Source organism: Paenibacillus glycanilyticus (assembly GCF_023715145.1).
Lineage (GTDB): Bacteria > Bacillota > Bacilli > Paenibacillales > Paenibacillaceae > Pristimantibacillus > Pristimantibacillus glycanilyticus_A.
In genome coordinates, this window is sequence record NZ_JAMBNP010000001.1 from 932,766 (window position 1) to 959,069 (window position 26,304).

At 51.6% G+C, this 26,304-nt stretch carries 18 protein-coding genes; 3 read left to right on the forward strand and 15 right to left on the reverse strand.

Translation table 11 applies throughout. The features are described from left to right. Positions 1-92: 92 nt before the first annotated feature. From M3194_RS04370 to M3194_RS04405, 8 genes are all read right to left on the reverse strand, one after another. Positions 93-1,724 (reverse strand): response regulator, encoded by a 1,632-nt coding sequence (locus tag M3194_RS04370; protein WP_251651820.1) that lies wholly within the window; start codon positions 1,722-1,724, stop codon positions 93-95. Positions 1,725-1,739: 15 nt separating this feature from the next. Beyond that, positions 1,740-3,530 carry a cache domain-containing sensor histidine kinase gene (locus M3194_RS04375; protein WP_251651822.1) on the reverse strand — a complete coding sequence of 597 codons (1,791 nt, stop codon included), beginning with the start codon at positions 3,528-3,530 and terminating at the stop codon, positions 1,740-1,742. Between the two features lie 12 nt (positions 3,531-3,542). Then, positions 3,543-4,850: an extracellular solute-binding protein gene (locus tag M3194_RS04380; RefSeq protein WP_251651824.1), complete on the reverse strand. Its 1,308-nt coding sequence runs from the start codon at positions 4,848-4,850 to the stop codon at positions 3,543-3,545. Between the two features lie 93 nt (positions 4,851-4,943). Continuing rightward, entirely contained in the window at positions 4,944-6,686 is a 1,743-nt protein-coding gene (locus M3194_RS04385; protein ID WP_251651826.1) for a family 43 glycosylhydrolase, read from the reverse strand. Between the two features lie 191 nt (positions 6,687-6,877). After that, positions 6,878-7,702, reverse strand: coding sequence for a carbohydrate ABC transporter permease (locus tag M3194_RS04390; protein WP_251651828.1), 825 nt, complete (start codon positions 7,700-7,702; stop codon positions 6,878-6,880). Positions 7,703-7,707: 5 nt separating this feature from the next. Further along, entirely contained in the window at positions 7,708-8,601 is an 894-nt protein-coding gene (locus M3194_RS04395) for a carbohydrate ABC transporter permease (RefSeq protein ID WP_251651830.1), read from the reverse strand. A gap of 78 nt (positions 8,602-8,679) precedes the next feature. Beyond that, on the reverse strand, positions 8,680-9,990 hold the full coding sequence (locus M3194_RS04400) for an ABC transporter substrate-binding protein (protein ID WP_251651832.1): 1,311 nt from the start codon (positions 9,988-9,990) through the stop codon (positions 8,680-8,682). Positions 9,991-10,194: 204 nt separating this feature from the next. Further along, complete coding sequence (locus tag M3194_RS04405) at positions 10,195-11,958, reverse strand: glycoside hydrolase family 2 protein (protein WP_251651834.1); 1,764 nt, start codon at positions 11,956-11,958, stop codon at positions 10,195-10,197. A gap of 163 nt (positions 11,959-12,121) precedes the next feature. Between M3194_RS04405 and M3194_RS04410 the strand changes: the two genes are divergently transcribed. Next, complete coding sequence (locus M3194_RS04410) at positions 12,122-13,054, forward strand: ArsR/SmtB family transcription factor (protein WP_251651836.1); 933 nt, start codon at positions 12,122-12,124, stop codon at positions 13,052-13,054. 105 nt (positions 13,055-13,159) lie between these two features. Continuing rightward, the gene (locus M3194_RS04415; RefSeq protein WP_251651838.1) at positions 13,160-13,840 is read left to right on the forward strand and encodes an HAD family hydrolase; all 681 of its coding nucleotides are present in this window, start codon (positions 13,160-13,162) and stop codon (positions 13,838-13,840) included. Between the two features lie 68 nt (positions 13,841-13,908). Here M3194_RS04415 and M3194_RS04420 read toward each other — a convergent pair whose 3' ends face one another. Continuing rightward, positions 13,909-14,244: a hypothetical protein gene (locus tag M3194_RS04420; protein ID WP_251651840.1), complete on the reverse strand. Its 336-nt coding sequence runs from the start codon at positions 14,242-14,244 to the stop codon at positions 13,909-13,911. 287 nt (positions 14,245-14,531) lie between these two features. Between M3194_RS04420 and M3194_RS04425 the strand changes: the two genes are divergently transcribed. After that, on the forward strand, positions 14,532-14,924 hold the full coding sequence (locus M3194_RS04425; RefSeq protein WP_251651842.1) for a hypothetical protein: 393 nt from the start codon (positions 14,532-14,534) through the stop codon (positions 14,922-14,924). A 28-nt stretch (positions 14,925-14,952) separates the two neighbouring features. Here the strand turns inward: M3194_RS04425 and M3194_RS04430 are convergent, their stop codons facing one another. The 6 genes from M3194_RS04430 to M3194_RS04455 form a co-directional block, all read right to left on the reverse strand. Then, positions 14,953-15,315: a hypothetical protein gene (locus tag M3194_RS04430; protein WP_251651844.1), complete on the reverse strand. Its 363-nt coding sequence runs from the start codon at positions 15,313-15,315 to the stop codon at positions 14,953-14,955. 216 nt (positions 15,316-15,531) lie between these two features. Continuing rightward, complete coding sequence (gene ilvB / locus M3194_RS04435) at positions 15,532-17,238, reverse strand: biosynthetic-type acetolactate synthase large subunit (protein WP_251651846.1); 1,707 nt, start codon at positions 17,236-17,238, stop codon at positions 15,532-15,534. A 683-nt stretch (positions 17,239-17,921) separates the two neighbouring features. Further along, positions 17,922-18,572: a DUF2238 domain-containing protein gene (locus tag M3194_RS04440; RefSeq protein ID WP_251651848.1), complete on the reverse strand. Its 651-nt coding sequence runs from the start codon at positions 18,570-18,572 to the stop codon at positions 17,922-17,924. A gap of 202 nt (positions 18,573-18,774) precedes the next feature. Further along, a complete protein-coding gene (locus tag M3194_RS04445; protein ID WP_251651850.1) occupies positions 18,775-19,686 on the reverse strand; it encodes a sugar phosphate isomerase/epimerase family protein in 912 nt (303 codons plus the stop codon). A 135-nt stretch (positions 19,687-19,821) separates the two neighbouring features. Next, entirely contained in the window at positions 19,822-24,894 is a 5,073-nt protein-coding gene (locus M3194_RS04450; RefSeq protein WP_251651852.1) for an S-layer homology domain-containing protein, read from the reverse strand. Between the two features lie 294 nt (positions 24,895-25,188). Continuing rightward, entirely contained in the window at positions 25,189-26,295 is a 1,107-nt protein-coding gene (locus tag M3194_RS04455) for a rhamnogalacturonan acetylesterase (protein WP_251651854.1), read from the reverse strand. Positions 26,296-26,304: the final 9 nt, after the last annotated feature.

The following is a 26,304-nucleotide window of genomic DNA, read 5'->3' on the forward strand; positions in this document are numbered from 1 at the left end:
ACGTGATGAAATCCCATTTGTTGCGCTAGTCAAATTTCCAAACCAAATAGAACAAATAAACAGCCCTCAGAACTTCTGAGGGCTGCATCAGCCTAAACCTTTACCGACCTTGCCTGTTCCCGGTAATCAATGGGGGCCAGGCCGGTCACGCTTTTAAATACGCGGTTGAAATGGCGGATATTGCCAAAGCCGGTATTCTCGGCAATAATCGTCACCTTCTCGTTGGATGAGACCAGACGCCTCTTGGCCTCGTTCACTCTCAGATCGGTCCAATACTCCACCAGCGAAGTGCCCGTCCGCTGCTTGAACAAGGTAGACAAGTAAGCCGGATTCAGGAAAACCTGCTCCGCGACATGGGTAAGAGATAAGGCTTCCTGATAATGCTGATTCACATACCGCAGGACCTTCTCGATGGGATCATGCTCTGCATTCCGCTGCCTGTATGCCACGCATTCAGCCAATTTCCCAAGATAAGAGCTGCAGCAGTCCATCAGCTCGAGGCGCGAGTTCAGCGAGCATATCTCCAAGAGTACGGCCTGGATGGTGCGCTCGCCCAGCCAGCTGTTGGTAAGCCCCAGCTTCTCTGCTTCCTCGTAAGCATGAATGAGCAGCTTGCAGATCTGCTGATGGATAACCTCCGGACTCTTGGCCTGCGAACACAGGATGGTTATGAAGGAGGCGGCGTATTGTCCGGCTTGTTCTGCCTTCCCTTCCCGAATGGACGACTCCAAGAGCTCAAGCGGAAGCTCGAGCGACGGACTCCATGCCAGCTCTTCTCCGCTTTCCTTAATCCGAGAATAACTGATAACCCGGTCTCCGCCTACAATTAACCGGTGCAGCTGGGCAATCTTCGCTTCCTGGAACGACTGCGGAATCTCTTTGATTCCGGCAACTGTTCTTCCGAGCCCTATGGTTACCGTAAGTCTGGACAAGGAGATCATCCGCCTGCGAATCGTCTCCGACAGCTCGAATAGCGGATCTCCCGTTTCTGCCGCCGCAGGAGAAGACAGATTAACAAGAGCGACAACCTCCGTCTCGGACAAAATAAACGAGAAGCCCTTGGCACGCTGATCCAGCAGCTCCTGGACAATCTGCTGGATATAGAGCTGGAACAGGCTTGGATCGGCCTTCTCATACCGCTCTTTCTCCAACGCATCCTTATCCAGCTTAATAATCATGCAAGCAAAATACCGCTCCTTGAACGTCACGCCAATTCTTGCTAGGAGCGCCAAGTCGCTCTCGTTGACATAGCCCTTTAGCAGCCCAGCCACCAGATGCTCGCTCACATGCTGGCGGATCATCCGGGCATCGGCTGGCTCCGCCGCATACTGCTCTGCGGCAGGCTGCGGTGCAGCAAGCTCTGCCTCCAGCTTATTCAGCGTCTTGAACAGCTCCTCGCGCTCCACGGGCTTCATCAGATAATCCCGGACTCCATGCCGCAGCGACTGCTGCAGATAAGTAAATTCATCAAACCCGCTGAGTACAATGACTAGCAGCTTCGGAAATCGCTCTTTTGCAATTTGAATCAGCTGCAGGCCGTCCATCCTCGGCATCCGGATATCCGTGAGCAGCACATCGGGCTTCAGACTTTCCACCATTTCAAGCGCTTCATATCCGTCTCTTGCTTCGCCGGCTACCTGCCAGCTGCCGGAAGAGGAATCGATGATTTTACGCAGGCCTTTACGGAATATCGCCTCGTCATCAACAATTAGAATGTTAGGCATTCGCAAGTCTCCTCCCTAAGCAGTCATAGAATAAGCGATAGGCATCACAAGGATGACCTTCAGCCCCTGGAACGGCATGCTTTCCAGCTGCAGTCCGTATTGCTCGCCATAATGCAGCCGGATCCTTCGGTGAACGTTCATCAGGCCGTTGCCCGACGTACCGCCAAGATCATGGATTTTATCCAGCCTCTCGCGCATATGGCCCAGCTGCTCACTAGTCATGCCGATGCCGTCATCCTCAATGACAACCATCAGCATCCCCTGCTCCTGATAACAGGACAGCTGGATCCGGCCTTCCCCGATTCCTTTGTCCAAGCCGTGATTAATCGCATTTTCTACAATCGGCTGAATCATAAGCGGAATAACCGGACAGCTGTACAGCGACTCATCCACCTCAAGGCGAAAATCGATCCGGTCGTCGTAGCGCATTTTTTGTATCGTCATATAACCCTGTACATGATCCAGCTCATCGCGAAGCGTCACGATTTCCTTGCGGCCGCTTAGCGAGTAACGGAGCAGACGGCTTAAGTTATTGGTCATGGTGACGACCTCCCTGTTGCCTTCCACTTCGGCATACATAGAGATCGAACCCAGCGTATTGTATAGAAAATGCGGATTAATCTTGCTTTGCAGCGCCGCAATCTCCGCATCCTTCTCCCGGATTTCCGTCTCGTACAGCCTGTAGCCGAGCTCGCTTAAATGAGACACCATCATATTAAAGGCATTGCCAAGCTGGCCGACTTCATCCCATTGCTGAACGGGAAACGATACCTTCAGATCGCCTCGCTCCACCTTGCGCATAAGCGAGCGCAGCATCCGGAGCGGACTTGTAATTCTGAACGCGATAAAGACGGACAACAACACGGCAAGCCCGATACATATGCCGCCGATCAGGATAATCGAATTGCGGACAACCAGACTGTCCTTCATCAGCTCTGACACCGGCACCACGCCAACGGTTGTCCAGCCCGTTACCTCCGAGCCCACATGGGCGACAAGCAGGCTTTTTCCATCCACCTTATGATGGGATACGCCCTCTTCCGATAAGCCTTCTATAACAGGGTAGATCGCCGTTTTCTCCTTGCGCAGCACCAGATCTCCGGCACTGTCCGTCATATAGAGCGATTCTTTGCTGCCGAGGCTGACCTGCGAGAGCAGCTTGCGCACGGCTGCCGGATCGATGTCAATCACGATATAACCAAGCGTCTCGCCGCTGTCGAAGCTGCGAAGCTCCCTGGCGATCGAGAAAACCTGATAGACCGTCCCGCTCGTTGATTTCACTTCATGGGTTGTAATGAAAGTCGGCTGGCCGAACCGGCCCTTCGCCTTCTCCAGCCATTCCGTGTTGCCGCCAAGCTGATAAGTCGTCATATATTGGCTTTCCGGCAGCACGACATAAGAGGCGCCATGCTCGCCAAACAAGGAAATGCCCATAATATCCACGCGGCCGTTCAAGAATACCTTGGAGACAAAATTGTTCAAATCGTCGATTTCCTGCAAGGATAACGCTTCACCGGGCTTTCTGGACGTTGCGAGAAAATCCAATATCTCCTGGTATTGATAAGGCATCAGCGACAGCCGGTTGAGCTCATTCATATAGGTGTCGATATTCAGCGTCACCTGCTTCAGCATTTGCAGCTGATACTTGCCGACCTGCTCTTCCATCTTGGAGGCAAAAATCGAGAATGACCATGCGCCGATGACGCCGAGCGGGACAACAATCAGTAGCACGTTAACAAGAATTAGCTTGCGGGCGAGAGCCAGATTTTTGAACCATTGCTTTACGCTTCTTTGTCGTGTCATCATCGCTCACCCCGCTTACTTCGACAGATCCAGATTAATCTGCTTCTCGGTTGCTTGCAGCGCCTGCTCCGGCGTCTGCTGACCGTAAATCATCCGCTCGAATTGGCGGATAATGTCTTCAACAAAGCTATGCTGCTTGGTATGCTTCGGCCAGAAGGCGACCGAGTTCGCCGCAGCGGCATAATCACTGCGGTAATCAAGCGACTTGAAGGCTTCCGTGTCCATAACCGCGCTTACGCTCGGAATATGGCCGGCCTCCGCCCACTTGGCGCCATGCTCGCCCAGCCATTTCATAAAGATCATCGCGGCGTCCCGCTTCTCCTTGGGCATATCGTGCTGGGAAGGAATCGCGAGCGTATGCGAATCGGCCCAAGCTGCGGGCTTATCATAAATCGTAGGCAGCGGAACGACGCCAAAGCTCAGCGCGTCGTTTTTCTCAAGCGCGCCGGTCGCCCATACGCCGGTAATCAGAACCGCTGCTTTTCCTTCATTAAACAGCTTAAACGCATCCGGTATATTAGGCGGAATAAGCCGGGCCTTATAAAGCCCTTCGACATAGTTCAGGGCCTTCAGGGCTGCCGGATTATTAAGCGCCGTTTGCGTACCGTCTGCGTTATAGAACTTCCCGCCGCCTTGAATCTGGTTGTACAGACTCCACCACAGCCAGACTGCGTCGATACGAGTGCTAGGCTGGGCGAGCGGAGCGACATCGCCAGGCACTGCCTGCTTGATTTGCTGCAAAAAATGGGTAAATCCGGCTTCTCCACCTTGAAGAACCGGCTTGCCCTGTGCATTTAGAACGCCCGCCTGCTCCAGAAATGTCTTATTGTAATACATCACAAGCATATGGGTATCCATCGGTACGGCATACGGTTTGCCCTGGAAGGATACCGCCTTCATACCCGCTTTGTTATATACATTCCAATCCAGCCCGGCATCCTTTGCCGGCCCGGATAAATCTTCAATGTAACCGTTCTGCACGAATTGGGGCAGCGAGCTCGCGTGAATGACAGCGACATCCGGCGCATTGCCGGATAATATCGCTGTTCTCAGCCTAGAGTAATAGTCGTCCAGCCTTGAATTCATCTGGACGACTTGAATATCTTCATGCTCCTGATTAAACTGATCCACCATTTCGGTCATAAACAGATTATCCCCTCCGCTGAAGGGGGTCCAATAATTAAGCTGGACGGCGGGCGCTTTGGGTTCGGCTGATACCTCTTCCCGGTTATTCGGTTGGCTGCAGCCAGTCAAGGCAAGGCTTGCCCCAATGATGATAATTAATCCTGATGTTAGAAAAGAACGAAAGGACAAGCCTCTCATGACCAGCGCCTCCTATAATTGTGAAGCAATTCCCGCTTCGAAAGCTTAAGCCCGGAAGAATGGCTTCACAATTCTTGCTTCATAAGCTTCATTCTATTGCGCGGAACTTCTCGAGATGTCCATATAATCGACATGAATTTCTGCCGTTGCATTCTCAAGTATAATGGCGTTCTTGCCCGCCTTCAATTGCAAGGTGACGGATTGTGTCTGGTAATTGTTGCGTTTTCCTGATGGAAAAATAACCCTATCTCCTTTTCCCTTGCTGCCTTCCGCGCGGATTTGCAGCTCCCCATCGCTGCCCGAGGAATTTGCGGCCGCCAACCGAATCTCGTATTTGCCGCTTGCCGGCACTTGGATGTTAGCAAAGCGTACAGCTTCGCCTTCGCCCGGCGTTATAACTACCTTGCCGCCGCCCGATGCGAACATATTCTCTTCTGTTTCTCCTTGCGCTCCGGCTGCAGCATACTCCGCTTCATACCTTGGGAGCTCAATGGCCTCAATTGCACCCTTACCGTCCTCTATCGCGATATGAATCTCATTCATGCCTGCCGCAAGTTCAATATCGGCATACGCGTAGCCGGTTCCTTCCGCCTGCGGAAGCTCAACTGTTATCGCTTGTTCTCCGCTGACGCTAACCTTGGCTTGAAGCTTCTCCCCGGTATCGTTCTGGTAATGAATCAACAAAGGAGCCGTTGTATGAACATTGGAAGGAATAAGATCAAAGCTTACGTCCGCTGACGCTTCCCTTGCCTTGAATACACCCATCCCTGCAGGAACCTCGATAGCGGTATCCAGACTTAATGGCTTGCCGATCTGCAGGACCCCCGCCTCATCCCATGCGAGCTTTTGCGCGCGTGCTTTGCGGTTGCCCCAGCCATCCGTCGGTGACGTTGTTCCATGGTAGACGATCCATTGCTCCGAGCCGTCAGGCGAGGTAACAAAGGAATTATGGCCCGGTCCGTAAACGCCTGCCTCTTCGTCCATCTTTAGAATCGGCTCCTGCGCTTTCGTCCAGTTCGCGGAAACAAGCGGATCTGCTCCCTGCTTCAGCGACAGCATGCCAAGCGCATAGAACGGCGTCCAGCTGCCGGCGCCCGAATAGACGATATGAACCTGGCCGTTATGATGGAGAATCGAGTGTCCTTCATTAATATAGGGCGGGCCGCCGGCTTTCTCCCATTCCAGATCCGGTTCGGACAGCAGCACGCGTGGACCGCTGATCGTAAGCGGATCGCTCATTGGCGCAATGTACGTGTTTTGCTGCAGGTTGATGTCGCCTTCCCAGCCGGACCAGACAAAATAGAGCTTTTTATCGAGCTCCATTGCAAGTCCGTCAATGGCCCATTTGTTGCTGTCGTCGGTGACTTGCCCTTTGAACGTATAGCTGCCCATCGGATCATCGGTGTCAGCTTCAAGCACAAACATCCGGTGGTTTTCGTTCTGTCCGTCGTCTGCGGCGAAATAGATGTACCATTTCCCCTGCAGGAACTGGATTTCCGGCGCCCACAGCTCAGCCGAATAATTGGTGCCCATATCCGGGTACCAGACAACCTTCCGTTCTGCCTGCTTGAAGTCGATGGTTCGGGATTTCATCACCATGACATCCGCGCCGTTATGCGTAAACGTCATATAATAGAAGCCGTCCTTATACACAACAGCCGGGTCAGGCGTATCAATCTCCGCAAGCGTATTCTTGAACGTGCCGCCGTGTCCGTTATAATCAGCTGCAATCTCACTAGCTTCATTTGCGTTATCTTTCATTGCCCACACTCCTATACCAGCCGCCGCAACCAGCAGCACTGCTGCCGTCAGGGTAGCCCATCGTTTTGGGTTCAACTTCCGATTACCTCCTACAAAGAATTGCGAATGCAATTCTTACTTCGTAAGCATAAGCTTAAGAATTGCGAATGCAATTCTTGCTTCGTAAGCGTAGACTGAAGAATTGCGAATGCAATTCTTACTTCGTAAGCATAGACAAAGAATTGTCACCTGGCTTGTGTGACAATTCTTTCAACCGAACATGCAGCTTATTTCACGCCGGCCTGCGTAATGGCTTTAACGAAGGAACGCTGGCCAATAATAAAGATGATAAATACGGGCAGCGTCGCGATCACGGTCATCGACATCAGCTTGCCGTACGCCTGCGTATAGCTGCCTTGCGCCATCATGGCAATGCCGGCCGTGATGGTGCGCATCTCCGGCGAAGTTGTGGAATAGAGCGGCCATACGAAATCATTGTAAATTCCCATAAAGGTAAAGATCGCAAGCGTCACCATAATGGATACCGAAGCCGGCAGCAAAATACGCGAGTAAATCTGCCATTTGTTCGCTCCGTCAATCCGGGCAGCTTCTTCAATTTCCTTAGGGAACGCGGTGAAAAACTGAAACAGCAGAAATACGCCAAATGCGCCCGAAGAGTAAGGGAAAATAAGAGCAGCGTACGTATTAATCCAGCCAAGCGTATTAAATTCCAAATACATCGGCAGGAAGGTCAACACGCCGGGAATCATCATCGAACCGATAAACATCGGGAACATCAGCTTCTTGAAAGGCAGATCCTGTAACCGGGCGAGCGCATAGGCCGCCATAGAGGAGAATAACAGGACGATGGCCGTACCCGCGGTACCTACGAATAAAGAGTTCGCAATCCAGCGCGTGATCGGAACATTCATCAAATTGCCTTTTAACCCGTCCAAATAGTTATCGAACGTTGGCTTCTTCGGAATCAAGCTCAACTGTCCGGCGAGTGCTTCGAAATCATTTTTAAAGGAAGTGGACAGCATCCAGATCAGAGGAAGCAGGAAAACAACCGCAATGATGATAGCAACAAGAACCAGTAATGTTTTTTTCATGCTTCCTACTCCTTCCTTCCGTAAGCGATCTTGTATTGAACAGCCGAGATGATAATGATAATAACGGCCATCATAATCGCCATTGCCGAAGCCGAACCAACCTGCTTGCCTTTAAACGCCTCATCCAGCACGTTCATGAGCAGCACCTTGGTGCTGTCGCCAGGACCTCCTCGCGTGAGCAGGAACGGCTGCGCATATACGTTGAACGAAGCAATCGTTGAAGTAATAATGATAAACAGCATAACCGGGCGAATCGACGGAAGCGTAATGCTGACGAACTTTCTCCACGCGTTCGCGCCGTCAATCGAAGCCGCCTCGTAATAATCCTCGGGCACTTCATTCAGCGCGTTGGTGAAAATAATCATGTTAAAACCAATCGTCCACCACAGCGTGGTAAGCACGAGCGATACCCATACCCATGGCAGATCCGTCAGCCAGGCTACAGGATTAATGTGCAGCTTAGCCAGAAAGCCGTTAATGAAGCCCGCGTTCGTATCAAACATCATCAGCCAGATGACGGCCATGACGGAACCGGAAATCGCGTAGGGCATGAAGTAGAAAGTACGGAACAGACCGCGAATGCGCTTCGGCAGCTGATTCAGCAGCAGGGCAAGCGCAAGGCCAAGAATAACGAGGAGCGGTACCGAATACAGCACGAACTGCAACGTATTCCATAGACCTGTCGTGAACTGATCAAACAAATAAGTGCCGGGCGTGAAAATTTTGACGTAATTATCAAAGCCTACGAATTTATGCGAATCCGACAGAAGCTCGAAATCATGGAATGAAATATAGACGCCGTACAAAATCGGAATCAGCAGAAAAGCGCAAAAGCTGAGCAAATACGGCAGTACAAACAAGGTTGACGTTAAGCGGGATTGCAGAGAGCTCTTAACCATTCGCAGCTCCTCCATTTCTGGTGATAGGATAAAACAGACGGACGAAGAAGCCGGCTGTGCGCTTCTTCGTCCCGCGGATTATTTTTTCATTGCTTGTCTGGACTTCGCTACCGCATCATCCATCGCTTTTTGAGCGTCCTTTTTGCCAAGAATCGCGTTGCTCAGCTCGCCCCATACCGGATCGATGATCGTACCCCAGTTCAGAACGTTTGGCGCGAATTGTACATAATCGAACGATTTCGCCACATTGCTTTGCATGTCGAGAGCCTTGAATTCCGCGCTTTCCAGCATTGGCTTGGAAGCCAGCGCCTGACCGGAAGCCGCCCAATCCATCGAGTTGGTCGATACGTATTTCAGGAAGTCGCCGATGCCTTTAACCACGTTTGCATCTGTTACGCCTTTAGGAAGCACGAAGTTATGGGAGCCCGCATATACGGCTTGTTTCGCTTTGCCGATTTGCGGAACCGGTGCTACGCCGTAGTTGATTCCCGCTTCATCGAATTGGCCTTTCATCCAAGGACCGTTAAATTGGATCGCGTTTTTGCCTTGCAGGAACAAGGTGTTCTCGCCGTCTTGCTGCACGTTGCCCGGGGAGACGCCTTTGTCTACGAGGCCGCGCATCCATTGCACCATCTCAACCGCTTCAGGCGAGTTGTACGCTACGTCCGTCCCGTTCCACAGGTCGCCGCCGTTTTGCCATACGAGCGTTGGGAAAATAAATTGCTGCGGCCAGAGCGTAGGGACGACGTAGCCGTATGTGCCCTTCGATTTGTCAGTCAGCTTCTCAACCGCCGTATCGAACTCGGCGCGGTTAGTTGGCGGAGCCGTGATGCCGGCTTTCTCGAACAATTCCTTGTTGTAGTACATGACCAGCGGGTGAATGTCGAGCGGAATGCCGTACCATTTGCCGTCGATTGTTTCGTAGTTCACCGGTGCTTCAACATAATCGGTTTTATTGATCGCTGCCGCCGAAGCCAGATCGTCCATCGGTTGTAGCTGGTCCTTGTTTACATAAGTCGGGATTTGATCCACGTGCATGATCGCCAGGTCCGGACGGTCTTTGCCCGCGCTCAGCGCCACGTCAAGCAGCTTGTAGTATTCGCCGTTTGGCTGAATAACGAGCTTCACCTTGTACGTATCTTGGGAAGAGTTGTATTTCTCCACGATCTTCTTCATGAATTCGCCGTCAGCGCCGGAGAACGGTGTCCAGAAAAGGATGTCGGCTTTCTCCGCTTTCGTATCTCCGCTGTTGCCCGCAGCTGCGTTTGTGCCGCTGTTTGTCTGGCCGGCGTCATTGCCGCCGTTATTGCTGTTGCTTCCGCAGCCCGCTGCCGCAACAAGGCTAAGTGCGATTAACGATGTACCCAAGAGCTTCATCGATTTTTTCATCTTTCGCTTCCCCCTAGAATGTGTGTGTGTGTCGTTCTTTCTGATACTCATTCTATCTGGCGGGGGATAGCGCGCCCATGTCACTTTTTTAGAAGGAATGGACATATTTTTAGATGCTTTAAAAATGTCCGGCGCAAACACAATAAATCCCGGACAGCTCAGAGTTCGTTCTCATGCTGTCCGGGATTTGTCAGTCAGGTAAGATTATTTGCCTTCGTTGATGGCCTTGATCAGCTCAAGAGGCACCTTTGGCTTGCGGTCGTAAGTCAGAAGTCCGTTGATCTCCTGCTCGACATCCGTCAGCTGCGTATAGCAGTAGCCTTGGACCACGCCGGAGTAGATAAGCGGCTGAATCACGTTGCGCAGACGTTCAACAAAGTCTTCGTCGTTGGACGCGCCGGAGTAACCCCAGCCTTCCCAGTCGCTCTTCTTGTAAGCAATGCCGCCAAACTCCGTAATGAGGATCGGCTGTCCGTCGTATTTAAAGCCCGCTACGCTGAGGCGGCGGTTAGCCGGCATTGCGGAAACGGCTTTTTCCACGCTGCCGTAACGATCCTCAAGCACCTCGCGTCTCCACTCGTAATCATGGATGTTATACAGATCGGTTGCGACCATTTCCCAGCCGTCGTTGGAAATAACCAGGCGGGTTGTATCCAGCGACTTCGTCAGATGGTACATAGCCAGCGCATGCTGCTGCTGACGAGCATCGATCTGGATGTTTGGCACGCCCCAGCTTTCGTTCAGCGGTACCCATACGGCAATACACGGATGGTTGTAATCGCGATCGATGGCTTCCTGCCATTCCTTCGTAATGCGGCGCGAATACTCTTCGGAGTAGTCATAAGCGTTGGCCATCTCGCCCCATACGATAAGGCCAAGCTGGTCGCACCAGTACAGGAAGCGCGGATCTTCAACCTTCTGATGCTTGCGAGCGCCGTTAAAGCCCATCTCCTTCATCAGCACGACATCCTGCTTGATTGCTTCGTCCGAAGGAGGCGTCAGGTTGCCGTCCGGGAAATAGCCTTGGTCAAGTACGAGCTTCATGAAGTATGGACGGTTGTTCAGGTTAAACTTGCCGTTCTCCAGCGAGATTTTGCGCATGCCGAAGTAGCTCGTTACCCGGTCAACCTCAGCGCCGTCAACGGACACCACAAACTCCACGTCGTACAGATTAGGACGCTCCGGACGCCAGAAGTGGTCCATGTCATGGTCATTTAGTCCGCTGAGCTTGATTTTACGGCTCTCTTCGCCCGCACGAACCTGGTACGCTTCTTCTGACACAACCTCTCCGGCAAAAGATATCTTTACCTGCAGGCTTACGTTCTTCGCGCCTTGCGCCAGACCGGATACAAACGAACGAATCTGGATCTCGTTTGTATCAATATCCGGCACGTATTTGACCTTGCGGAGATGAACCGGCGACACGGCTTCCATCCAGACAGACTGCCAGATGCCCGTTGTGCGCGTATACCAGATTGCCCGGGATTTCTCTTCCCAGAACTGTTTGCCGCGCGGCAGGAATACGTCCGTTCCGTAATCCACGGCTTTAACAACAAGCGTGTTGTCGCCGTCTGCGCGCAGGGCATCCGTAATGTCAGCCTGGAATGGCGTATGGCCGCCCTCATGGGAAGCAACCAGCTGTCCGTTCAGCCACACGTAAGCTTCATAGTCAACAGCGCCAAAGTGCAGCACTACTCGTTTTCCTTGGAAGGCTTTCGGGATGTCAAGCTTTCTGCGGTACCATATCACATCATGGAAAGCCGGATCGCCAATGCCGCTTAATTCGCTTTCAAAGCTGAACGGCACTTGAATTCGTTTCGAGAAGCTCTTGTTGCCCGCATGCCAGCCTTCTTCGCTGCCAATTCGCGCGTCGTCAAATTCAAATTCCCATTCTCCGTTCAGGCATTCCCATGCGTTACGGTTGAATTGAGGTCTCGGGTAATCTGCTCTAGGCAAGTTGCTTGTCATCTGTTACGCCTCCATTAATTAACCAACAGGTTGTTATATTAACAATAAAATATGAATCTGACGCTTATTTTATCTCCTGACCAGATTATCGTCAACTAAAAAGTTGTTTTATTAACAATTAGGTTATATAATAGCCAAGATGAAGGAAAGCGAGGAATCTGACGTGCATATACAAGTCAGCACCAAATATATGACGATGCTCGAATGTTTTTCGTCGGAGACGCGGGTCAGGATGATCGAGCTGTTAGATGACGGTCCAATGAGCATCAAAGAGCTTGCGGAGTCGCTTGGCTTGTCATCGGCTATCGTAACGAAGCATATTCAGAAGATGGAGGAAGGCGGCCTTATCAAGACGGAGAGCTTATCCGGAACAAGAGGAAGCCCAAAGATGTGCTCGCTGGCCATCGACTCTCTTACCCTGCAGCTCCGTTCCGTTTCACCGGATCCGGCCGCGGAAGCCGCCACGAAATACACCGTAGAAATACCGATCGGACAATATTCCGATTACGCCGTCAAGCCAACCTGCGGTCTTGCTTCAGAGAGCAAGATATTGGGGCTCGTGGATGATCCGAGGTACTTCTCGAGTCCGGAGAGGATGAACGCGGCGCATTTATGGTTCGGCAGCGGTTACGTTGAATACAGGATCCCCAATTACCTGCATGCCGCCCAAACGGCGCAGCAGCTGGATATCTCGCTGGAGCTTTGTTCGGAAGCCCCCTCCTATAACGAGAACTGGCCATCCGACATCAGCTTTTTCATTAACGACATCGAGGTTGGCATGTGGACCTGCCCCGGGGATTTCGGCAGCAAACGCGGCGCGTTAACCCCTGCCTGGTGGCAGCTTGGCACGCAGAACGGTCTGCTGAAGAGCTTGTCCGTACAGGAATCCGGCACGTATCTTGATGGCGTCAAGCTGTCCAACGTGAACATTAAGGATGTTGGCCTTAAGCTGGGCGAAGACTTCCGCTTCAAGCTCGCCTCTCTCGAGACCGCCCGCCACTGCGGCGGGATCAGCCTATTTGGCCAGCATTTCGGCAACTACAAGCAGGATATTATGGTCCATGTTTATTACAAAGACCGGAGCATGGCTGAGTAATGCAGTATCCTTATTGCTTTCTCGGGACCCTGTGCACACGGGGTCTTCTTGCTTTACGGTCCGATCGCACAATGAAGCGAGTAATGCGCAAGGAGGAGAACGCAATTGGCAAAAGCCATTATTTTTGATTTCGACGGGACCATTCTGGACACCGAGACTCCTTGGTACGAAGCCTTCCGCGAGCTCTATGCGGAGCATAAGGTCGAGCTTACGCTCGAGCAATATTCGTTATGCATCGGAACCAGCCTGCACCTGTTTAATCCTTATGAATATTTAATCACGGAGCATGGCATACCCATCGACCGGGCGGACTTACGCGCGAGAGTACGCGAGAAGTATGCCGAATTGATGAAGCATGAAACCATTCGCCCCGGCGTTATCAGCTTTCTGGAATCCGCCAAGGCAGCCGGCCTTCGGATTGGTCTTGCGTCGAGCTCCAAGCTGGATTGGGTTACGCGGCATCTCGACGAGCTGGGATTAACCTCCTACTTCGAGTGCATTCGCACCTCCGACCATGTTACCCATGTTAAACCCGATCCCTCTCTCTATCTTCAGACCATTGCCGAACTAGGCATTCCGGCGAAGGATGCCATTGCGATCGAGGATTCCCCCAACGGCGCCAAGGCCGCGATTGCAGCCGGGCTGCACTGCGTCGTGCTTCCGAACAAAATGACAAAGCACTTGGATTTTGGCGATATTGCGAAGCATGGCCATTCCCTTGCCGACATCAGCTTCGAGCACTTAATCAGCGATCCCTCCGCCTATCTGGCGAAATCGGCGGTCTAGTCAGATGTTTATAAGAGCGGCCCAATCCCCCTTCCGCGGGGCATTGGGCCGTTCTTGCAAGCTGCTATTTAATCTCGCGCCAGAACCGGAAGCTCTGCAACTCTTAGTCTCGCACAGCCGTAAGGAACTAATTCAATCTCCTCCAAAGGCTCCCGGCTGACAACCGGACTGACCGGCGGCGTACCGGCAGAATTCAACTCCATGGTCCACTCTGGAAGCCTTCGTGCATGAACCTTCATTCGCAGCGGAGGATGCTCTGCTGCAAACGGCTGTCTCCGGAGCTCATCCTCGATTATTATGTTGAGATTATCAAGGGACTTCTCGCTAAGCTCAATGCCGTAATTCCACGGGGACTGCGGGTACAGCTCCCAGTCATGATAAGATAGGTGCGGTGCTTCTGCCACTGTTCCTTGACCGGTATGGCAAGGATAAGCGGGCCATATTGAACGCCAACGGCTCCATTCGCCCGCGGAATTAGTCTGGCCTGCTTCGTCAGCGTAAGCACCAGCTCATCCTGCTCCTTCCATTGCCTGTGAAACGAAGCAAAGGACCGTGCGGTTACGCCTGCGCCGCAGTCCTAACCTAACTGTAAAAAGGCTCTATCCCCTATCAAAACACCCATTCGGGTCCGACATATTGTCCATAAGCTATATGAGATAAGCCACCGCTATGAGGGGATGCGAGTCTTACTATGTTTTGCTGGATTGGCAAGGTAGTTGTCGTGAACAATAACGGCATTATTCATTTTGGATTTGTTAAACAAATCGCTCCGGAATCGATCCAGGTTGGTTCGGGCAACGGCGCGACCACATCAGAGGAAGCCTTGGAGGAAACGGGCAGAGAAACCGAAAACCAGGCTAATGGCAACGGTAATGGCGCGAGCGCCAACGGCAAGATTGCCGGTAAGAACACGAGCAGGAATAGCAAAAGCAGGAGTAAAAGCAAAGGCAAAGCAACCGGAAAAGCGCCTGCAACTGCGAAGAAGACAGCTGCACTTGCTGCTTCTAATTTACCTAACCCGCCATACGGGAATTCAGGCAAAACCCATCCGCTGGGCGCATTATTGAAAAAAGGGTTCAAATAAGCTCGGAGGCTTATTTGAACCCTTTGTTTTACTCAAATATATGGGATAAACGTGACCCGTTATTGTTCCACATCCACTTGCGGCTTTTCGAATCGCCCTGCGCCGTGTCCTTCAGCTGTCCGCTAAGCTCCAGAAACCACGCTTGATCCTGCGCTGCTAAAGCGAGATCAACCAAGCTGCGGATGTCTTCCTCATCCGGTACCCAATCAGCCTGTTTTCTCAAATGATGAGCCTTGGCAAGTGCAATCCGTCCGGCAGAATCCTCGTTATCCGATTTCACGACATGAACCTTTACAACACCTTGCTCCAAGTCAAATTGCTCGACATAGCCGAAAATAAATTCGCCGCTGATTGTTTGTCCTTGCACCCAATCACTGACTGCAATATTCACGGTCATCACCGCCCTTTACGAAAGTAAGTAACTGTAACTTAAGTTATTACTGTTATAATAATGTATACAGTTATCAATGTCAACAGGCTGAGAAAGAGATTACTTATTCAGCAAAGCTTCCGATAAAAAGGCCTTAACCTGACTTAAATAAGGGGTTTCCGAAACGATTCCGCCTGATTGGTTATAATGTATATACGCCGCAAGCAGAAGAAAGTTTTAGGATTCGAAATCCCCCAAGATCATCTCATCCAAAGCCGTGCCGCCAAGGACCATCGGATATACGTTCTCGTCCATCGGAATGACAAACTCTACAAGCACCGGCCCCGGCGTCTCCAAGGCTTCCTTCCAGGCAGCATCCGCTTCCTCCTTGCTGCTTGCCCATAGTCCCTTAATTCCGTATGCCTCCGCCAGCAGAACAAAATCCGGGCTGCCCGCAAGGTCGATCTGACTTAACCGGTTCTCGTACATCAGCTCCTGCTGCTGCCTTACCATGCCAAGCACGCGATTGTTCAGTACAACTATTTTTACCGGAATCTGATGCACGGCGCAAATAGCCATCTCTTGGGCGCACATCTGCATCCCGCCGTCTCCGTTAATCGAGATAACAAGCCGGTCAGGATTCCCGATCTGGGCTCCGACTGCGGCCGGAAAACCAAATCCCATCGTACCAAGTCCCCCTGAGGACAACAGCGATCGCGGTTGATTAAATTTGTAGAACTGCGCCGTCCACATCTGATGCTGTCCTACGTCGGTCGAAATAATGGCATTGCCCTGCGAAGTCCGATACATCATTTCAAGGACGTATTGCGGCTTCAGTTCGGTCTCCGAGTCGTTATAGCGCAAGGGATGCTGCGATTGATACCGGCTGATCTGCTTCATCCAGCCCTCCGCCTCAGCAGGAACGGCTTTCGCTGAAGCATAAGCAAGAACGCCCTTCAAATCACCGATAATGCTGATATCCGCTTTAATGATTTTATCTATTTCTGCCGGGTCGATATCAATGTGAACAATCCGCCTTGCCCGAGGCGCAAAGCCTTCTACCTTCATCGTAAGCCGGTCATCAAACCGCGAGCCCAGCGACATAATTAAATCTGCCTGCTGAATGGCCATATTCGCGGCATAATTGCCATGATGGCCCGCCATGCCAAGCGCGAAAGGATGTCCGCTCGGAAATCCGCTTAACCCATGCAAGGTTGTAACTACCGGGATTTGCGTCCGCTCAACAAACCGGAGCAGCTCTTCGGAAGCATTCGAATGAACAATACCACCGCCGGCAATAATAACCGGTCTTTCCGATTCAGCGATAGCAGAGAGCCAGTCATCAACACGGGCAGTATCCAATTTCGGATCAGGCTCATAGCCGCGCAGTTGAACCGTTTCTTTGCACGGCTCGTATAAGAGCTTCGCGTTCGAGATATCCTTCGGAATATCAATCAGCACCGGACCCTTGCGTCCGGTATTCGCGAGGTAGAAGGCTTCATGCAAAATTCTCGGAATATCCGCCGCGTTGCGGACCGAATAGCTGTGCTTCGTAATTGGCATCGTAATCGTAATAATGTCGGCCTCCTGGAAAGCATCCGTTCCGATCATAGTTGTTGGCACATTCGCTGTAAGGATGACCATCGGAATAGAGTCCATATGGGCCGTTGCGATGCCGGTTATCAGATTGGTCGCTCCCGGTCCTGAAGTCGCAATGCATACGCCAACCTTGCCAGTGGAACGGGCATAGCCGTCGGCAGCATGAACGGCGCCTTGCTCATGGCGGGTCAGGATATGCTTGAAGTTAACATTCCTCGTCATCGCATCGTAAATATATAACGCACTTCCGCCAGGGTATCCAAACACCGTGTCTACTCCCTCATCAAGCAATCCTTGAAGCAATGCTTCCGAGCCAGTCATCCAAGTTGTTGTTGTTTGTTGCATAGCAGGCAGCCTCCCGTAATTAAAAATAACCCCTTTCATCCCCGGCTAATCACAGCAAAGCTGTAAAGCCAAAGGGACGAAAGGGGTTTATTCTTCGCGGTACCACCCTGGTTCACCGGTATTCTTGCGAATCCGGTCTCACGAGGCAAGGGATTTCCCTGCCTCCGGCACGATATCGTGTGCAAGTCCGGTCGAGCCTACGCAGCTGCATGTACAGCCTTCGGTCAACAAGCTCCGAGATGACCGCGGACACCGCTTATGACAAAGGTTTCACCAATCCCTCTGCTCTCTGGACATAAGCCGCATGCCGCTATTTCTCTTCTTCGCTATAGCTATAGACAACAATAAAACCCCTTTCTTCCTCAGGCATCAGCTGCACAGCTGTTCTGCCTAGGGACGAAAGGGGTTAATCTTCGCGGTACCACCCTGGTTTCACCGGTTCTCTTGCGATCCCGGTCTCATGAGGTAAGCTTCTCCTTACCTGCTGCACGTTAACGTGTGCCAATCCGGTTGAGCCTACGCAGCTGACATTCAGCCTTCAGTCAACAGCTCCGAGATGACCTCATACATCGCTTAAGGCAAAGGTTGCAGCGTTCCCCTTGCTCTCTGGACATAAGCAGCTTGTATGTTTTTCTCTTCTGCGCTTTTGCTTTTGCACATCATAGCATAACAAAATCGGCTTTTCAATCCGTTTTTTTCAATCGTTTATGCAGGAGGAGGAACAACAAGACGGCAAACAGGACGCCTGCAAGCGACATCGTCATGTCCTTCTGAGCATCAAACGGATCTCCTTCAAGCCCAATATACTGGGCTGCCATCTTCCGATTGAACAGGTAGGCCGACCACATTTCAAGGAGCTCGTACAAGGCGCTGGCCGTCATTATTATGGTGAAAGTCACGATATAGGGCGGCCATTTCGTGCGCAGCTTGAGAAAATATTGGACGGCCTCACGGACCGGAAACGCGATCAGCAAACCAAAGGCGAAATGAACAATCCGGTCGTAGAAACCTCTCTTGATGTGAAAAGCTTGCTTCAGCCATTCGTCCACCGGCGTATTCTGATACGTATAATGCGCTGCGAAAGCATGCATGGCCAAAAAGAACGCGATAAACAGATACGATAAATTGCTTTGCGGAAATTTCCGGTATACGACAACCAGCACAACGATAAAAACGATTAACAATGCATTTTCGACGGCCCATATTTTCCAGTCGGAAGGCCGGATCGCCATGATGATCCAGAATGCAACAAACACGCCAATGACGGTATGAAGCAATCTGTTCTGCTTGAAAGGAATCAGATGGCTTCGCAGCCATTTGGACCCGTCTGTCATAAGGTTGCAGCCCCATTTCATCCATAATCGGGATTATCTTTCCCGAATGGATAAGATTGCATCCGGTTATTAGTTCTTGAAAACTGAATTCCGATTGACGATTTGGATTAGCAATTGGCAAATTAGACCATTTTGTTGATCATTCGTGTAAAAAAACCGCATAAAAAAAGACTGTCTGCTCATGCAGACAGTCTACCGGTCTCTATCGAACCGTACTCTTGTTCTCCGCTTCGGCAACAACCTCTTGCCATAGCTCCTCGGCGATTTGTTTCAGAAGCAGTGCCTGCTGCCAGCGGTCGGTCGTTTCCAGCTCACGGCCGTGCTCGTCGAGGCGCGTAATCGCATAGCCCGGAGGACCAAGCTCCGGAACAAAAGAAAGAACATCTCCGGGAACCGCATTCGCATACCAGTTCTGCATTCCTTTACGCCACCAGCGTTTGAAATGCCGGGCCATCGGATGGTCCCCGCTTTTTCCCATATCCACCTGAACCTGCTCCCCGTTCGAGATCCGGCCATGAATACCGGCCGTCCGCTGAAGCAGAACATCAAACTCCGCCTCCGAGCGGCTGCTTGTACCGTCTAATTCACCGGCTACGATGTAATGCGAGAAATCGATAATGAGCTTTAACTGCGGCAATGCGCGTACATAATCCGTCGTGCGCAGCAAATCCTGCGTAATTCTGCCCCGGTGGGTCTCGATGAAATGCGGAATGCCCGCTTCCGAGGAGGCTTCGAGAATATCTTGCAGCAATTGAACAGCCTCGTCGCCAACGACAAAGGCATCCATGACCTGCGAGTTGATGTACTGCACCCGGCCAAATTGCTTCACTGCCTCCAGAATGCTCTGCATGTCGCTCTTGCTCGACGGAAAAGCAACCGTACTAAAGGTGAACTGGTGCTTATCCAGCAATCGATGCCATTCCTCGATGTCCTGCTCGGCCGGCATCGTAGCACTGATACCGGTGAATCCGGCTGCGGCAATCCGCTCGAACTTCTCCTCCATCGTCCACTCCCGGCCATTCTCGCCGAGTCCAATCATCGCCCACCAGGATTGCTGCAGCTCCATTCTCGGAGGATTGTTAGTACCGTCATTCAAATGATAGTTAGATGCCATTATCGCACACTCTCCTCTATCTAGCAGATGTTATGTAAGCGCTATATAACCAAAATTATACTATCTTATTTTTTGAAAAAGGACAATCCGGAAGAATACCTACTTCCGGATTGTCCTGGTCTCAAACCTCAAACTCTAGTTCTTGTAAATGTTATACAGCATGACGGCCACTTCTGCTCTTGTCGTAGTCTCATGCGGAGACAGCTTGTTGCCCGCACCCTGAATAATGCCGTTCTTAACAAGGGTAGCAATGCCTTCAGCCGCATACGAGCTTACTTGATCAGCATCCGCATAACCGCTGATATCACCGGCTGTGCCATTCATCGCGGACAGCTTTTTCGCCACAACTAAAGCTTTGGCAGTCAGGGTCATCATATCCTGTCTGCTAACGCTCGCGCGAGGATCAAAGCGGTTATTGCCCATACCGTTTGAAATGCCAAGCTTCTTCGCAATGCCTGCCGCCTGGTAGTAATAATCGTCAGTTTTGACATCTGCAAAGTTCGAATCAACTTCGGCCGTCAGTCCAAGCGTCGATACAAGGAGCTTAATGAAATCAGCTCTTGTTACGGCACTATTCGGCGAGTACGTTAGAGCCGAAGTGCCGTTAATGATTCCTCTGGAACCCAGTGCTTCAATCTGTGCTTTGGCCCAAGGAACCACGGCAAGATCGGTAAATGTCTTGTGAACTTCAGCAACCGCATATTTGCTGAAATGCGTTGTTGTAAACACCATTACACCTGCTGCCTGATCATAGCGGCCGCTTGGCACTGGCTCCGTTGTACCATCGTCGTTCACATGCAGGATAACGAGATGGTCCAATGCTTCGCCTGCTGCCGGCGTATAGGGAATGGTTACAACAACCGGCGTATTATCGTTATGGAAAGCGAGCGGCTTGTTGTCAGCCAGTATATGAATTTCTACAGCAGGTTTTCCTGCAGTCGAAGAGTTTGCCGATCCAATGTGAAGAGTCACATTCTTAGCGGAGGCAAGCTCTGCTGCCGAGAACATTCCCGCAGGCAATGCAACGGTTCCAAATGGCGTCTTCACCCGGATTTCCTGCGACTTGCCCAGCTGCGCGAGCAGGGCTGCTGGGATCTGCTGTTCATACGCTTCCGCGCCGGTGACTTGCGGAAGTTCGATTTCCACGACTTTTCTTCCATCCCGCAAAACGGGCGCAAGCGAAATGGCTTTATTCAAATCATCCGCGGTAACTGTCCCTTTCGCAACCTTGGAAGCGGAATCAAATACGCCGTTTACCGTCAATCTCGCCAGCTCCGCCGTAACGACCGGCGTCAAGCCGTTGGATGAGCTTGAGCCGCTGCCCTGGCTCGACTTAGCCGGTACTGCTACGGCAATTGAAACCGTATCCGCTGTCGTGCTGTCCGAAGTTCGGGTCACGCGAAGGACGAGATTCACGGTTGTGGCCGAGCTCGGCGGCGTAATCGCGCCATCCGTGCTGATTACTTCGCTGTCGGAGGATAGAATAGCCACCGTGAACTCGGCTGGAATAACAGGCAGCGTTAAGACCGTTGCATTGCTCGCTGGAGCCGTAATCGCGGTGATGCCGTCCGCAATCTCTTTCGCAGTACGTGCAATTGCAGCATTTTGCACGGTTGACACAGCCGACTCTGTTCCCGTACCGTCAATCACGCCAACTTTATAGTAATAGGTATGTTCCGACGGCAAGCCGGTATCGGTATAAGTTCCAGCCGTCCCGCTGTACACCTTCGTATAGGTGCCTGCTTCGCTGGTCGAACGGTACAGGTTATAGCCAAGCGCACCGGTCGTTTTGTTCCAGGCAAGCTTCACGCTTGTCGAAGATGCTGCCGCTGCCGACAGTCCCAGCGTCGGGTCTGCAGACGGGGTCAAGTCTGGCTTAACAAGCATGATCCAGCTGATCATCGGGTCTTGCGCAGCCGTATTTCTTACCGTGATATTAAGGGATCCTTCTGTTACATTCACCCCTGTAAATGCCATTGTATGGCTCGGCGTGAAAGTAATCGCGCCTTTATTCTCGTTATTAAGTAGCAGATCGGCCTTTCTCGACGAATTCGTCCACGGATCATTGAAGCCCAGATAGACGTCATAAGAGCCGTTCTCTAACGTGAATTGATAAGACAAATCCTTGCCTTTAGGAGAGTTCGTTACGTTCCCGCCGTTCAAATAACGGACCGTGGAGTAAATATCCCCGTCTGCCGAACCGGAAGGCATCGAATCAACGCCAAGATATCCCCAAGGTGTTTCGTCCGTTTGATTATAAGCTTGCTCGACTACGCTTTTATTCGCCAGTGTATCCTGCATATAGGAGGCAAGCAGCTTGTAGTCGGAAGTCGCATAACCGCCCGCGTTAACAAAATACAGGGCATTGCCCGGCACGACATACATCTTGATGCTTTGCACCTTGTTGTGATGCTCCGGCAGCGTCATTTGAACCGTGATTGGACCTGGCTTCGCAAAGTCCGCTGCCGTAAGAGCGTGCGAATTCACGGACCAGGCAACTGGCGTGGATTCTGTTCCCGTTTTCTCCAATACGTCAACTTGAGCCGGCAAATTCGGTACCTCTCCAAGCTTCACTGCTTCCGGGAACTTGGTCGTCACATTGACCTGACCCATCGCATCCAGAAGATCCGGTGTCCAGTTCGCATACCATTTGATTGCAATGTCTGTCCCCATGCCAAACTCGATCGGCAGGAATACGTATTTGGCGCCGTCATTGGCAAAGTTCCCGCCATTCCAAATATCGCCTACATAGATAAACTTGCCTTCCTCCGGATTAACCGGAATAACGAAGGTCGATTGGGTATTAAATGCTTTTGCCGGATCCGGATCGCTTGATGAAGTGCGCACGAACGGATCCTGCATCGGAGCCCATGGCCCAAAGATGTTATCGGCTACCGTATATTTGTTCTGATTCGCTGCCCAGCCCGTTGCGCCGGAAGTAATCATGTAATAATGGCCGTTATACTTGAACATCGCCGGCGCTTCACGCTGCGCGCCCGGGAATACGCGCACATAGTCGACGCCGTACACGGCTTTGTACGACGTATCGCGGACAGCATTTCCGTTCTCGTCCAGGTTGCCGTCTTTATGCCACCCTGTTACATCAAGGTAATCAGGCGTCAGCTTCGAGATGTAGATCGTCAGGTTCTCTTCACTGGAATAGATCAGATAGCCTGTGCCGTCATCATCCTTGAACAGGTTCATATCCCGCGCCATCCCTTTATCGCTTGGATGGTAATCGGTCTCGCCTGCCGGCGCCAGATCCATGCGGTAGCTGCGCTGGTAGACGAATGGTCCGGTAGGTGAATCGCTGATCGCAACCCCGGCTTGGGCTTTGCCGTAGTTGGCGTTATTGTTGTACGGGTCCTTGTCGCCGTCAATATGAGCCCACATGACGTATTTCTTGGTTTCATCGTTATAGATGACTTTCGGACGTTCAACAATTCTTCCTTTGCGGATATCCGCCCAGATGTTCACGGTATCCGTTCTTCCTTCATACAGCTCGGAAATGAGCGGATCATTCGTGAAGTCATCCATTGAATTGATTAACGTAAGCGCCATGCCTTCGTCTTTCCAGTTCATCAGGTCCGTGGAAGAGTAGACGCGTACGCCAGCGGCAGGCCATCCGCCTTTGTGATATTCCCCGTACCAGTAATATTTTTGCGTCTTCTCGTCATACATCACGCCGGCGCCGTGAGCATCGATCGGATTGCCGGTTGTATCCGCCCATAATGCTCCCGGAGTAAAGGATGTTCGTACCGCGCTTACGCCAAGCAGATCGGAGGCGGAAGAACTGACACCGTCTACCACCGCGCTTATCGTGTAAAAGTAACCCGTTCCTTGTATTAATCCGGTGTTTGTGAAGGTCGTTTCCGTCCCGTTGTACACTTCGGCAAAGGTTCCCGTTGCGCTTCCCGCCCTCTTAACGGAATAGGTAACGGCTGTTCCCGCTACGGCGTCCCAGGTCAAGGCTACCGAAGAATCCGTTTTAGACGCCGCCTTGAAATTAGCGGGTGCGTCAAACGCGAAAGTAGTTGCCTGAACGTTAACAGGCGCCGACTCGCCAAACGTATTGTAAGAGGTAATTCGGTACTTGTACTCCTTATTGGCTGACAAGCCCGTAGCCTGGAAGCTTAAAGCCGTACCGTCGTAAACGTTGGCAAACGTATCGCCGCCATCCGAAGACTGGTACACTTTATAGCCGGTTGCCTTGGCTGCGGCTACCCATGCCAGATTGATTTTCGACGAGTTCACCGCTGCTGCGGTCTGCCCGGTTGGCGCAGCCGGCGGAGCGCCTATCGTCTTCACGCTGAATTCCGGAGACCATTGCGATTCGGTCAGCCCCCCATATAGATAAGCCACTTTATAGTAATAAGACGTATCAGAGCTAAGTCCCGTGTCCGAATAGCTGTTGGCAGCGCTGCTCGCCAGAAAGGCATAACCGCCGCCGGCCGTGGCGGAACGGTAAATATTGTAGCTGCCGGCACCTTCTACAGCATCCCACTTCAAGGATACCGAGGAGCTTGTTTGGGCATCCGATTGAATAACGGTCGAGTTCGCGGCAGGAATTTCGGCGACTTGTACATCGTCGACCTGAATCGCCTGCCATTTGTTGCGGATGCCGATTCTGCCGCTTGCATAAGTAGTATCCACCGCATCAATCAACAGCTTGTCGGCGCCGTTTTCCACGATATAACCTTTGATCGAGCTGCCAATAAGAACGAGCTTCAGGGTATACCATGTGTTTTTGGCCAGCGGATAGGCAACGCTTTTGATAGTTGTATCCGTGGTACCATTAGCCCCGTTTATCCGTTTGGATAATACAAGTCCGGTTTGAGCCTGCATTTGGAAATAGTAAAAGTTTTTATAATCTTGGACCCGGGCCAGAATACCCGGATAAGCCCCGCCTGCTCCCGTGTAGAAGCGCATTGTGACGGTGGAATCGGTCCAATTATCTCCCGTTGTTATAATGCCTTCGCCGGTATCGGTCTGGCTGAGCACCTTGTTGCTTGCGTCAGCCGGATCCGCTGCGACGGTCCATGTGCCGGAGGCTGCTGTCCATTCCGGACCAGCTGTATAGTCTCCATCCGTGAAATGATCTTGAAAATCAATTTCCGAAGCTGCCGACACCTTGTGGATCGGCGTAAAGTTGAACAATGAAACCCATAGCGAGAGTAGTAAAAGCCATACAATCGGTTTTTTCCGCACTTTCTGTTCGCTCCTTTTGATAAAGCAGAGTACGATCAAACGCGGGTAACGCTGCAAAGCTGGCAAGCTCCCCCCTTCATTCACAGAAACCGGTTTCATGAAACCCGTTTCATGAAATGCCTAAAAAGATGAAATCCAGCGTGACTTCTTCAGGCCAAAAAACGAAGAAAGCGGTTTCATGAGACCAATTGTACTTCTATATCCATCAATTGGCAACCAACTTTTTTATCAGAATTTCCATTTTGCCTGCGATTTTTTTTGTCAAAATCTGCTGGATTTCATCATCATATGGCATTAACGCAAATACAGGATAAGTGGCTGCAGCTTGAGCGCCTTCAGCTCTTCGTAGACCAGTCTTGCGATTTCGATGCCGCCCTGCTGCTGAAAATGGGTATTGTCCTCTGCTCCGTCGGGGAAATTCATAAATTCTCCGGGTGCCAGCCACATGAACAACTTCTTTGTTTCCTCCGGGCCAAGATCCTCGAACAAGGCTTTGCTGGACCTCGCCAGATCGATTAAAGGCACTTCCTCTTCCGCTGCCAGCTCCCTTACCGCGGTTAAATAATCGCCATGCGTATCGCGGAGCGTATCGTCCTCTTCGAAGAACCGGCGCTGTACGGATGTCACCAGAATCGGAATAGCCTTGCGTTCCCTTGCTCCGTCAATATATGTCTTAAGGGTTTGCTTGTAGGTGGTAAAAGGCTCCGTATACCTCTCTTCATCATGCTTCTGATCGTTATGGCCAAACTGGATAAGCAAATAATCGTAAGGCTTGATGCTGCTCCAGATTTGGTCCAGAACTCCTTCGCCGATGAAGCTCTTGGAGCTGCGGCCGGACAAGGCATAATTCGCTACAGCCGCATCCTGCTTGACGAACACCGGCAGCATCTGCCCCCAGCCTGCATAAGGGTAGCCGTCATCCGGCTGATCGGTTACCGTCGAATCTCCGGCAAGGAAAATCGTGCAAGCCTGCGGCGCAGACTCTACCTCCATCGCATTAATGCGAGGCGCCAGCCCGGAGAACGAAAGCTTCAATTGGCCGCCCGTTACATAGACCGAGAAGCTGATCCGGGAGAAGCTGCCCGGCGTAGTCCGTTGCTTATGCACCATCAGCCGGCCCTGTCCAGCCTTAATGGTGGTTTCAGTCTCGGCAATCTCGTCACCAAGCAGAACGGATACGCGATAAGTACCGTTCTCCAGGTCCAGAAGAAACGCCGTATTCAGCGGGATGCAGAAATCTCTGCGCAGTGCTCCCGGCTCTACGCGGTCCTTGGCATTCACTTTGTCCGTCCTGTTAAACCCGTAGCCCGTAAAAGAATCGTACACCGTTTGCGGCGTAATCTTTGTATAACCCTCTGCCGGGGCACCAGTGCCAAAATCAAATCGATAGTTTTGAGTCATTTCCGTCTC

What these genes read in the sequence shown, in the direction of transcription:
- M3194_RS04380 (WP_251651824.1), bottom strand. Translation starts at nt 4,850, where the DNA reads ATGAGAGGCTTGTCCTTTCGTTCTTTTCTAACATCAGGATTAATTATC.
- M3194_RS04425 (WP_251651842.1), top strand. Translation starts at nt 14,532, where the DNA reads ATGTTTTGCTGGATTGGCAAGGTAGTTGTCGTGAACAATAACGGCATT.
- M3194_RS04370 (WP_251651820.1), bottom strand. Translation starts at nt 1,724, where the DNA reads ATGCCTAACATTCTAATTGTTGATGACGAGGCGATATTCCGTAAAGGC.
- M3194_RS04445 (WP_251651850.1), bottom strand. Translation starts at nt 19,686, where the DNA reads ATGGCATCTAACTATCATTTGAATGACGGTACTAACAATCCTCCGAGA.
- M3194_RS04395 (WP_251651830.1), bottom strand. Translation starts at nt 8,601, where the DNA reads ATGGTTAAGAGCTCTCTGCAATCCCGCTTAACGTCAACCTTGTTTGTA.
- M3194_RS04400 (WP_251651832.1), bottom strand. Translation starts at nt 9,990, where the DNA reads ATGAAAAAATCGATGAAGCTCTTGGGTACATCGTTAATCGCACTTAGC.
- ilvB (WP_251651846.1), bottom strand. Translation starts at nt 17,238, where the DNA reads ATGCAACAAACAACAACAACTTGGATGACTGGCTCGGAAGCATTGCTT.
- M3194_RS04405 (WP_251651834.1), bottom strand. Translation starts at nt 11,958, where the DNA reads ATGACAAGCAACTTGCCTAGAGCAGATTACCCGAGACCTCAATTCAAC.
- M3194_RS04390 (WP_251651828.1), bottom strand. Translation starts at nt 7,702, where the DNA reads ATGAAAAAAACATTACTGGTTCTTGTTGCTATCATCATTGCGGTTGTT.
- M3194_RS04375 (WP_251651822.1), bottom strand. Translation starts at nt 3,530, where the DNA reads ATGATGACACGACAAAGAAGCGTAAAGCAATGGTTCAAAAATCTGGCT.
- M3194_RS04455 (WP_251651854.1), bottom strand. Translation starts at nt 26,295, where the DNA reads ATGACTCAAAACTATCGATTTGATTTTGGCACTGGTGCCCCGGCAGAG.
- M3194_RS04440 (WP_251651848.1), bottom strand. Translation starts at nt 18,572, where the DNA reads ATGACAGACGGGTCCAAATGGCTGCGAAGCCATCTGATTCCTTTCAAG.